This is a genomic window from Streptomyces sp. PA03-1a (assembly GCF_033792805.1).
Taxonomy (GTDB): domain Bacteria; phylum Actinomycetota; class Actinomycetes; order Streptomycetales; family Streptomycetaceae; genus Actinacidiphila.
In genome coordinates this window covers 1-9,317 of the sequence record NZ_JARAVO010000312.1, presented here as the reverse complement: position 1 = coordinate 9,317, position 9,317 = coordinate 1, and the positions used below count along the sequence as shown (strand labels likewise).

Genomic DNA, 9,317 nt, shown 5'->3' with positions numbered 1-9,317 from the left:
CCCCCGCCACCGGTCGCGGAGGAGCGCACCCCCGTGAGCCCGGTGAGGCTCTGGCTTCCGGTGGTCGTGCTGCTGGCGCTGGTCTTCTGCGTGGTCCAGGCGCTGCGCCCGCTGCCGGCGCCCACGCTGAAGCTGACCGCGGCGCCCTCCTACACCTTCGGCGGCGACGGACCGTCGCTGCCGTGGCCCGCCGAGGGCCAAGCGGTCCTGGAAGCCGAAGGGCTGGGCCGGATCGGTACGTTCGGCGTGCAGCGGCCGGTGCCGATCGCGAGCGTCGCGAAGGTGATGACGGCCTACGTCATCCTGCGCGACCACCCCATCGGGGACGACGGCGAGGGCAAGACCGTCGAGGTCGACCGCAAGGCCGAGGACCAGTTCGGCAGCGGGCAGACGGAGGGGGAGTCCGTCGTCAAGGTCACCGCAGGGCAGAAGCTCAGCGAGTACGAGGCGCTGGAGGCCGTCATGCTGCCCTCGGCCAACAACATCGCCCGCCTGCTGGCCCGTTGGGACGCGGGGACGGAGGAGGCGTTCGTGAGGAAGATGAACGCCACCGCCAGGGAACTCGGGATGGACGACACGACGTACACCGACCCGAGCGGCCTGGAGGCGACCACCGTCAGCACCGCGAGCGACCAGGTCAAGCTGGCGCACGCGGCGATGAAGGACGAGGTCTTCGCGGAACTCGCCGCCAAGGCCCGGTACACGGACCTGAACGGCGACGTCCAGAGGAACGTCAACCAGCTCGTCGGCTCCGGCGGCGTCGTCGGCATCAAGACCGGCAGCAGCACCAAGGCGGGCGGCAACCTCCTCTTCGCGGCGGTCCGTGAGTTCGGCGGCACGCAGCAGCTCGTCATCGGAGCGATGCTGGGGCAGCACAAGGCCGACATCCTCGACACGGTGCTGGGCCGCAGCAACACCCTGCTCCAGGCCGCGCTGGGCGCCCTCGCCTCGGACACGGTGGTCAGGAAGGGTGAGGTCGTCGGCTACGTGGACGACGGCCTCGGCGGCCGCACCGAGGTCATGGCGGCCGAGGACGTCCAGGCGATCGGCTGGAGCGGACTGAAGGTCCGCCTCTCCCTGCACGCCCCCGAGAAGGGCGTCCCGCACGCGGCGCCGGCCGGCGCCCCCCTCGGCACCCTCACCGTCGGGGACGACGACAGCGCCGTCAAGGTCCCCGTCGCCCTCGGCCGCCACCTGTCCTCGCCGTCGATCGGCTCGAAGCTCACCCGCCTCGGCTGACGCGGGTCGGCGATCCCCCCGCCCAGGGCGGGTACCCCGGATCCCTAGACGAGGTAGTCGGCGACCAGGTCCGCGAACTCCTGCTCGGTGAGCACCCTCGTGCCCAGTTCCTGGGCCTTGGCGAGCTTGGAGCCCGCGCCCTGGCCCGCGACGAGGATGGTGGTCTTCTTCGACACGCTGCCGGAGGAGGTGCCGCCGGCGTTGCTGACGAGCTCGTTCATCTCGTTGCGGTTCCTGCCGGCGAGGGGCCCGTTCATGCCGCCCGTGATGACGACGACCTGACCGTCCAGGGGTTTGGCCTCGCCTGGCGTGGCGGCGGCGGCCGGCGCCACGGGCTCGGTCATGGTGACGCCCGCGGCGACGAGCTTGTCGATGACGGGTCCCATGGCCGCGATGTGGGCCGCGATCTTGGGGGCGTTGGCCGCCGGGAGCTTGTGCACCGCGGCCAGGGCGTCGGCGTCGGCGGCGCGTATCGCGTCCATCGTGCCGAAGTGGCGGGCGATCTCCCGTGACAGCGTACGGCCGGTGCGGACGATGCCGAGCGCGCAGAACACCCGGTTGAGGGGCTTGGCCCTGGCCGCCTCGATCTGCGCCACCACGGTGTCGGCGCGCTTCTCGCTGCGGGTCGCGTCGACCAGTTGCCCACGTGTGAGGCCGAACAGGTCGGCCACGTCGGCGACCGCGCCGCCGTCGACGAGGGCCTCCAGGTAGGTGATGCCGAGACCGTCGATGTCCAGCTGGTCGCGGCCCACGGCGTACCGCAGCGCGGCGAGCAGCCCGCATCCGCCGCCAGTGCCGCCCGCGCACTCCCACCGTTCGCCGGAGGTGTCGATCTCGCCGCCGCACGTCGGGCACGACTCGGGGAACACCACGGGCGTCTCGTCGCCCGTGCGCAGTTCCACCACGGGTGCCTCGATGCGGGGGATGATGTCGCCGGCCTTCCACACCATGACGGTGTCGCCGATCATCATGCCGCTGTCGCGGATGAACTTCGGGTTGTGCAGCGTCGCGTACCTGACGACGCTGCCGTCGACCTCGACCGGCTCCAGCACGGCCCGCGGCGCGATGATGCCGGTGCGTCCGACGTTCCACTCCACCGCGAGGAGCTTCGACTGCCGTACGGCGGCGGCGAGTTTGTACGCCGTCGCCCAGTGCGGGTGGCGGGTGGCGAACCCGGCCTTCTCCTGCTCGGCGACCGCATCGGCCTTGATGACGACGCCGTCGATGCCGAACGGCAGCTCCGCGCGCAGCCCGGCGATCTCGTCGACGCGGCGCTGCACCTCCTCCACCGTGCTGCAGACGCGCGGCCCGGCCGGTGTCGCGGCCGTGGTCTGCACCCCGGCGGCGGCGACCGCCTCCATCATCTCCGTGTGCGTGTCAGCGGGCAGGCCGACCACGCCGTACGCGTAGAAGGTCGTCTCGATCACGTAGGGGCGGTCCTTGGCGCGCAGCGTCCCGGCCGTGCCGTTGCGCGGGTTGGAGAAGACCTTCGCCCCGTGGGCCGTGCGTATGGCGTTGGCCGCCGCGAACTGCTCCCGGGTGAGCAGGACTTCCCCGCGCACCTCGAAGGTGGCCGGTGAGTTCAGCTCCAGGGGCAGGCCCACGATCGACCCGATCGCATGGGAGACGTCCTCGCCGGTGGTGCCGTCGCCCCGGGTGACGAGCTGTGTCAGGCGCCCGTCCACGTACCGGGCGGCGACGGCCGCGCCGTCCAGCTTGGGCTCGGTGACGTAGCCGCCCTGAACCGGCGCGCCCAGCCGGCGGGCGACGGACGCGTCCCACTTCACCAGTTCCTCGGGGCTGAACACATTGTCGAGGGACAACATGGGAACGGTGTGGGCGACATCGCCCGCCGGGGCGGCGCCACCGCCCACCTTGCCCGTTGGGGAGTCCTCCCGGACGTCCTCGGGGTGGTCCAGCTCGTAGTCGCGGATGCGCCCGGCCAGCAGGTCGTACGCGGCGTCGTCGAGCGGGCTCGTCCCGTCGGCGTAGTAGGCGGCGCACGCCTGCAGGGCCGTGTCGACGGCGGAGCGGTAGTCCTCACGGGACATCAGCGGGGCAGCGATCACTGTCGTCATGTGCCGCATCTTGGTGCACGGGTCTGACAGTGAGCCGGTCAAGCGGCCCCGGGCGGGCCGGGCCCGTCAGCGGCTGCCGGCGGGCCACGGCTGCCCGTCCGGGCGCATGAGCGCGGGCCGGCCCGCCGCTACGAAGTCCCCGTACTCGTCCTGCACGATGCCTTGGTTGACCCAGCGCGACCGCAGCGCACCCGTGCGCTCCTCAGCGGTCACCAGCGCGGCCAGCGGATCGTCGGCGGTGCCGACGAGGCGGCCGAACGCCTCCTCCTCCGCTTCCGGGTCGAGCGGCGGAAACTCGACCAGGTCCATGAAGGTCGCGTGCCCGACGTCCTCGAGGTCGTGGACGTGGACCTCGTACACCGCTTTCGCCGGCCGGACCTCGACGACCCTGACGCCAGGGCGCTCGGGCGCACCGATCGGCCCGAGGAACTGTTCCACCGGACGGCCCCGTCTCAGGGCCCCGACAGCGAAGGACTCCGCCAAGTAGCGCACACGCGCATCGTACGGTGCTCAGGCGGGCTCCTTGCCGATGCCGCCGGACGCCTTGCACAGCAGCCGGGCGGCCCCGTCGGCGAGTTCGCGGACGACGTCGAGGGCCGACTCGATGCGGGAGACCGTGCCGACCGCCTCGCCCGCGTAGAGGGCCATCGCGTCCAGATGCCCGGTCGTGGTCCGGAGCGGGCAGAACGGGCTGGACGCCGGGACGGGTACGGGCACGCCGCCCAGTACCGCCTCGCCGGCGATGTCGGTGTCCAGGGCGCGTGCGCGCTCGACGCACTCCGACAGGACGCGGTGCGGCGCGTCCGGCCATCCGGTCGAGAACTGCGTCGTCAGCACGGTGTCGCCGGCACCCGCCCTGATCAGGGCCTCCTTGTACCGCGGGTGCGCATCGGACTCGTGCGTGGCGACGAACCGCGTGCCGATACGGGCCGCGTGCGCCCCGGCGGCCAGCACCGCGGCGAGGGACCGCGCGGCGCCGATGCCGCCCGCCGCGACGACGGGGACGTCGACCGCGTCGAGCACCTCGTCGAGGAGCGGGAGCAGGGGCCGTACCCCGCGCACGTGACCGCCCGCCTCCCTGCCCTGGACGACGACGAAGTCGCACCCGGCGTCGGCCGCGGCCCGGGCCTCCTCGACCGAACCCACCTGCCAGGCGGCCAGCGCCCCGCCGCGCTTGGCACGGGTGACCAGGCGGGGGACGGGATCCGCGTAGAAGAACTCGACGACCGGCATCCGCTCCGCGGCGACGTCGACGCACGCCTCGTCCTCGAGCAGCGGCAGGATGAAGTTGACCCCCACAGGGCGGGAGGTGCGCCGCCGTACCGCGTCGAGCAGGTCGGTGAGCACGGGCGGTGGCACCATCGGGTAGCCCACCATGCCGAGCGCCCCTGCCGCGGACACCGCGTCGGCGAGGTCCAGCCCGCTCACCCAGCCCATGCCGGCCAGCTGGATCGGCACGTCGCAGCCGACGAGGTCGGTGAACGGGGTGCGCAGCGGGATGGGTACGGTCGCCATGTGCTGATGCAAGCGCCCGCCGTCGCGCTGTCGCCGCTGCGACGCGTCACGCGGGCGGAGCGTCACCCCGACGGCCGATGCCCTGCCTCGACGGGGTGACGCCGGATGAAGTCGAGGACGGTCCACGCGACGAGGGAGGGGTCCTCCAGGGGCATCGCGTGGCTGACGCCCGGGAGCGTCACCTGCCGGGCCCGGGCGAGCCGTCCGGCCAGCGCGCGGTTCCGAGCCCGGTAGGGGCTGTTGAGGCGCTCCCCCTCGCCGCCCGCCACCAGGAGCACCGGCTGCGGCAGGCCGTCGAGGCCGGCGGCGTCGGCGTCCCACGCGGCGAACGCCGCGCGCTCGTGGTCGAAGAAGTACCTGCCGCTGAGCACCGACCTCCTGAAGCCCTCCGTGCCGAGCGCACGGGTCATGACGCCCAGGTAGCCGGGGGCGCACACGCTCCCCGGGAAGAAGCCGTAGGCCCGCGCCAGGTCGCCCTCCTCCGCGGCGGCGACGGCCCGGCGCATGGCGTCGCTCTCCGGCTCGTCGGGGGCGTACGGGAACGCCGGTTCCAGCAGCACCATCGACCAGACGAGCTCCGGGTACGCGGCGGCCAGTTGCAGGGTGATGGTGCCGCCGGTCGAGTGGCCGACCACGTGCGCCTGCCCGATCCCCCGGGCGTGGAGCACCTCCGCGAGGTGCCGGGCGTGGTCGGTGACGCCCAGCCGGCCGCTCAGGTCCCGGCTCCGGCCGTACCCGGCGCGATGGGTGCGTACGACCCGCAAGCCGGGGAGCAGCCCGGCGAGCGGTGCGAACCAGTCGGCGCCGAAGGAGGCGTGGACGAGCAGTACCGCCTCGCCGTCCCCCTCGTCCCAGAAGGCGATGTCGGCGTCCGGTGTCACGATGTGCTGCTCCGCTCGCATGGGCATTCGCCTCGGAGTGGGTGCCGTCCGTGCTGGTATGTGGTGGTTTGTGCAACTTCACGCGAGGCGATGCTGTTCCCGGCGGGGTGATTCCCCGTGCCGGTCACCCTGTGGATCGGCCGCTTCGCGGTGAGTGCCGTGCTCGCAGGGTGCCGGGCAGCCGTGACGTCGCCGTGCGCTCCGGTCACCCGATGCGATGCTGGACAGCGTGGGTCATCACCGGTGGAGATGACCGCCCGGTTCGGGCCACGGGAAAGGGACGGCGGCGGTTCGCATGGACCTACGGCAGATGGAAGTGGTGGTCGCGGTCGCCGAGGAGGGCGGGTTCACGGCGGCGGCGCAGCGGCTGCACGTGGTGCAGTCCGCGGTGTCCGGCACGGTGCGGGCGCTGGAGAAGGAACTGGGCAGCGCCTTGTTCGACCGGACCACGCACCGCGTGTCGCTGACCCCGGCGGGGGAGGCGTTCGTGCCCGCCGCCCGTGCGGCGCTCCGCGCGGCCGAGGAGGCGCGAGCGGTGGTCGACGCCGTACGGGGTGAGGTGCGCGGACGCGTGACGGTCGCCATCATGCAGGGCGTCTGGGCCGGCCTGCACCGCGCCCTGGCGGGGCTGCGCGCGGAGCACCCCGGGGTGAGCGTACGTCTGCAGCAGGCACCGGTGGCCAACGTCCGGCAGGCGCTGAGCGAGGGCACGGTGGACCTCGGCGTGGTGGCGCTCGACCGGCAGCAGCAACGGGGGCTGGTGACCCGTCTGCTGTCGCGCGAGGAGATGCTGCTGGTGTCCTCGCCGACGCGTGCCTTCGCCGAGGAGGACCTGGTGCGCCTCGACGAGATCTCCGGCATGCCCTTCGTGGACTTCCTGCCCGGCTGGGCCATTCGCTACTCGGTGGACCGGGCCTTCCGGGCCGCCGCCGTGGAGCGGTCCACGGTGTTCGAGGTGAACGACATCGTGGCGGCGTCCGAGCTGGTCCGGCACGACCTCGGGGTGTGCATCATGCCGGCGTCGATCGCGGCCCGGTTCCCGGACCTCTCCGTACGCCGGTTCGTGCAGCACGCCCCCGCCTGGAAGGTCATGGTGGTCCGCCGCCGGGGGGACATGTCGCCCGCGGTCGAGGCGCTGCTGCGGCACATCACCCCCCGGACGGCGGCGGAGACGACGGGATGAGCACGGTGGGGCCCGCCGACCAGGGGCGTCACCGGATCACGGCCGGCGCGTCCGTGGCCGCGGTGTCCTTGCGGGCGGGGCGGCGCTCCGTCGCCCAGTAGGCGAGGGAGACCAGCGGCAGGGCGGCACCGAGGACGCTCACCGCCGTCCGGCCGCCGGCGTGGTAGGCGAGCGACCCGAGCCGGGAGCCGAGTGCGCCACCCGCGAAGAAGGGCGCCATGAAGGCGCTGTTGAGCCGTGACCGGGCGCCCGCGTCGAGCTGAATCATGATGCCGGTCATCTCGAACAGAGATGGTGGCGAGTGCAGGCCGACCCGGTGGGCCACTGAACGGGTGCGAGGCCGTGTCGTCAAATTGCCGCCTGCCCCGCGACGCTCCCCCAGCCGGCGCTGGGAGGTGCCCCCAGGCACGGCACTCCCCCAGCCTTCGGCCCGGGGGAGTTGTCGAATCGTCCGAGTAGCCCACTACGAGGACGACTCTCCGCCTTGCGATGCACCGCACCTGGGGGCACCCCCAGCGGAGCTGAGGGAGCTCCTTTGACGACACGACCTAGTGCCACAACTGCCGGGAGCCGATTGATTCCGCTGCCTCGTGCGCGGTGAGGGCGAGCCGCCCTCCGTCGTGCACCTCGGTGACGCCGACCAGGAGCGTGCCGTTCGCGTCGAGGCGCAGGGTGAAGACCGGGTCGAGGGCCATCAGGAAGTCGAACCCCTCCTTCTCGTCCCCCGAGGGAGGGCCGGCGAGTGTCGCCCGGCAGGTCCAGGTGGAGCCGGCGACCTCGATCTCGACGTGCACCTCGAACGAGCCCAGGCACGTCGACCGGTTGGCCCACCACTCGAGCGTCGCCGCCCCCGCGTAGCTGTCCACGGTCCGAGTATCCAGCCTTGGTGCTTCGTGACGGTCCGTCGGTCGTCAGGGAACCGGAACGCGCTCTACCGGCGGACCGCCGAGATCAGTCCGCCGGGCCGTTCCTCGCCCTGCGGCGGGGTGCCGATCGGGCGGCCGTAGGCGGCAGCGCGCTCGCGCAGGGTGTGGCTGCCGGCCTCCCAGCCGTGCCCGGCCAGCCAGCCCACCGGGTCGTCGGGCATCTCCGAGACCCACATGGACGCCGCCGATCCCGGCACGGCGTCCGCGCCGAAGCGCTCGATCACGCCGCGCGAGCCCAAGGTCAGCCCCATCCGACTGCCTGGCGCCGACCGCGCGCTGATCCGGGCCAGCAGCAGCTCCACCGCGTCCTCGGGCAGATAGATCAGCAGTCCCTCGGCGATCCACACGGTCGGCAGGGCCGGGTCGTGCCCTGCGGCGGCCAGCGCACCCGGCCAGTCCTCACGCAGATCCACCGCGACGGTGATCCGCTCGCAGCGTGCGACGGCCCGCTCCTGGCGCAGCACCGAAGCCTTGAAGTCCAGTGGCGCGGCGGTGTCGACCTCGAACAGCCGGGTGCCCTCGGGCCAGTCCATCCGGAAGGCCCGGCTGTCCATGCCGGCGCCGAGCAGCACGACCTGCCGGACCCCGGACGCGGAGGCCTGCTGCAACAGGTCGTCGAGGAACTTCGTCCTGATGACGATGGAGAACGACACGGCCAGCCGGCGGCGTCGCGCGGTCTCGTCACCGGGCGGTGGCGAGGAGGGCCACAGGCCGCCGGCGGTGGCGAAGGCCTGTGCCAGTGGGTCCCGGAACAGCGCGTTCTCCCGTTCGGTCTCCAGCGCGCGCACCCTGGCCACCCCCACAGCCGTGGCCCACACTCCCGACGGCTGGACCCGCTCCTGCTCATCAGTCACCGCGCCAGCCTAATCACCGCGGTCCAGGGCCGGTGGCGGGGGCTGATCGCGTACGGGCAGCCCACCTCGTGAAAGCTCGAGGCTAGGATCGGCCTGCCACGCGGACCGAGGACAGGTGGGGATGGGACATGGCCGGCCGGGTCACGGCGGTGAGCCGCCACGCGACGTACGCCTTCAGCAAGCCCAACCGTGACTCCGTCACGCTGCTCGCCGGGCTCGGCGTCGAAGGGGACGTCCACGCGGGCGAGACGATCCGCCACCAGTTCCGGATGACCTACGAGCCCGACCTGCCGAACCTGCGCCAGGTCCACCTGATGCACGAGGAACTCTTCGACGAGCTCGCGCTCAAGGGCTTCGGCATCTCGGCCGGCCGGCTCGGCGAGAACATCACCACCCGCGGCGTGGACCTGCTGGGCCTGCCCACCGGCACCCTGCTGCACCTCGGCGACGAGGCCGTGGTGGAGGTGACGGGGCTGCGCAACCCCTGCTCGAAGATCAACGACTTCCGCAAGGGCCTGCTCGGCGAGATGTTCGCCCTGGACCCGGTGTCGGGGGAGTTCACCTTCAAGTCCGGCGTCATGGGCGTGGTCCTCCGCGGCGGAGTCGTCCGCCCCCAGGACCCCGTCGAGGCCGAACTCCCG

10 protein-coding genes are annotated in these 9,317 nt (G+C 72.8%); 3 read left to right on the top strand and 7 right to left on the bottom strand.

The annotated features are described in order from the left end of the window. Nucleotides 1–1,239 (top strand): D-alanyl-D-alanine carboxypeptidase family protein (locus tag PV341_RS41030; protein WP_500360496.1); only part of this gene is annotated, 1,239 nt, incomplete at its 5' end. Nucleotides 1,240–1,283: 44 nt separating this feature from the next. Here PV341_RS41030 and ligA read toward each other — a convergent pair. The 4 genes from ligA to PV341_RS41010 form a co-directional block, all read right to left on the bottom strand. Then, nucleotides 1,284–3,317, bottom strand: coding sequence for an NAD-dependent DNA ligase LigA (ligA, locus tag PV341_RS41025; RefSeq protein ID WP_500360494.1), 2,034 nt, complete (start codon nucleotides 3,315–3,317; stop codon nucleotides 1,284–1,286). Nucleotides 3,318–3,383: 66 nt separating this feature from the next. Then, nucleotides 3,384–3,809, bottom strand: a complete 426-nt coding sequence (locus PV341_RS41020; protein ID WP_500327074.1) for a hypothetical protein — start codon at nucleotides 3,807–3,809, stop codon at nucleotides 3,384–3,386. 18 nt (nucleotides 3,810–3,827) lie between these two features. Next, a complete protein-coding gene (locus tag PV341_RS41015) occupies nucleotides 3,828–4,832 on the bottom strand; it encodes an NAD(P)H-dependent flavin oxidoreductase (protein WP_500327076.1) in 1,005 nt (334 codons plus the stop codon). A 62-nt stretch (nucleotides 4,833–4,894) separates the two neighbouring features. Further along, nucleotides 4,895–5,734 carry an alpha/beta fold hydrolase gene (locus PV341_RS41010; RefSeq protein WP_500360492.1) on the bottom strand — a complete coding sequence of 280 codons (840 nt, stop codon included), beginning with the start codon at nucleotides 5,732–5,734 and terminating at the stop codon, nucleotides 4,895–4,897. Nucleotides 5,735–6,008: 274 nt separating this feature from the next. Between PV341_RS41010 and PV341_RS41005 the strand changes: the two genes are divergently transcribed. Next, nucleotides 6,009–6,896, top strand: a complete 888-nt coding sequence (locus PV341_RS41005) for a LysR family transcriptional regulator (RefSeq protein WP_499510217.1) — start codon at nucleotides 6,009–6,011, stop codon at nucleotides 6,894–6,896. A 28-nt stretch (nucleotides 6,897–6,924) separates the two neighbouring features. Here PV341_RS41005 and PV341_RS41000 read toward each other — a convergent pair whose 3' ends face one another. The 3 genes from PV341_RS41000 to PV341_RS40990 form a co-directional block, all read right to left on the bottom strand. Beyond that, nucleotides 6,925–7,164 carry a hypothetical protein gene (locus tag PV341_RS41000; RefSeq protein WP_500360490.1) on the bottom strand — a complete coding sequence of 80 codons (240 nt, stop codon included), beginning with the start codon at nucleotides 7,162–7,164 and terminating at the stop codon, nucleotides 6,925–6,927. Between the two features lie 280 nt (nucleotides 7,165–7,444). Next, on the bottom strand, nucleotides 7,445–7,762 hold the full coding sequence (locus PV341_RS40995) for a hypothetical protein (RefSeq protein WP_500360488.1): 318 nt from the start codon (nucleotides 7,760–7,762) through the stop codon (nucleotides 7,445–7,447). 65 nt (nucleotides 7,763–7,827) lie between these two features. Continuing rightward, complete coding sequence (locus tag PV341_RS40990; RefSeq protein ID WP_500360498.1) at nucleotides 7,828–8,640, bottom strand: class I SAM-dependent methyltransferase; 813 nt, start codon at nucleotides 8,638–8,640, stop codon at nucleotides 7,828–7,830. 164 nt (nucleotides 8,641–8,804) lie between these two features. On the opposite strand from PV341_RS40990, the gene PV341_RS40985 reads away from it, so the two are divergent. After that, nucleotides 8,805–9,317: MOSC domain-containing protein (locus tag PV341_RS40985; protein WP_500360487.1), on the top strand; the 513-nt coding region annotated here is incomplete at its 3' end.

Excerpts from the sequence above, each read along its gene's own strand:
- ligA (WP_500360494.1), bottom strand. The coding sequence starts at position 3,317 with ATGACGACAGTGATCGCTGCCCCGCTGATGTCCCGTGAGGACTACCGC.
- PV341_RS41015 (WP_500327076.1), bottom strand. The coding sequence starts at position 4,832 with ATGGCGACCGTACCCATCCCGCTGCGCACCCCGTTCACCGACCTCGTC.
- PV341_RS41010 (WP_500360492.1), bottom strand. The coding sequence starts at position 5,734 with ATGCGAGCGGAGCAGCACATCGTGACACCGGACGCCGACATCGCCTTC.
- PV341_RS41005 (WP_499510217.1), top strand. The coding sequence starts at position 6,009 with ATGGACCTACGGCAGATGGAAGTGGTGGTCGCGGTCGCCGAGGAGGGC.
- PV341_RS41000 (WP_500360490.1), bottom strand. The coding sequence starts at position 7,164 with ATGATTCAGCTCGACGCGGGCGCCCGGTCACGGCTCAACAGCGCCTTC.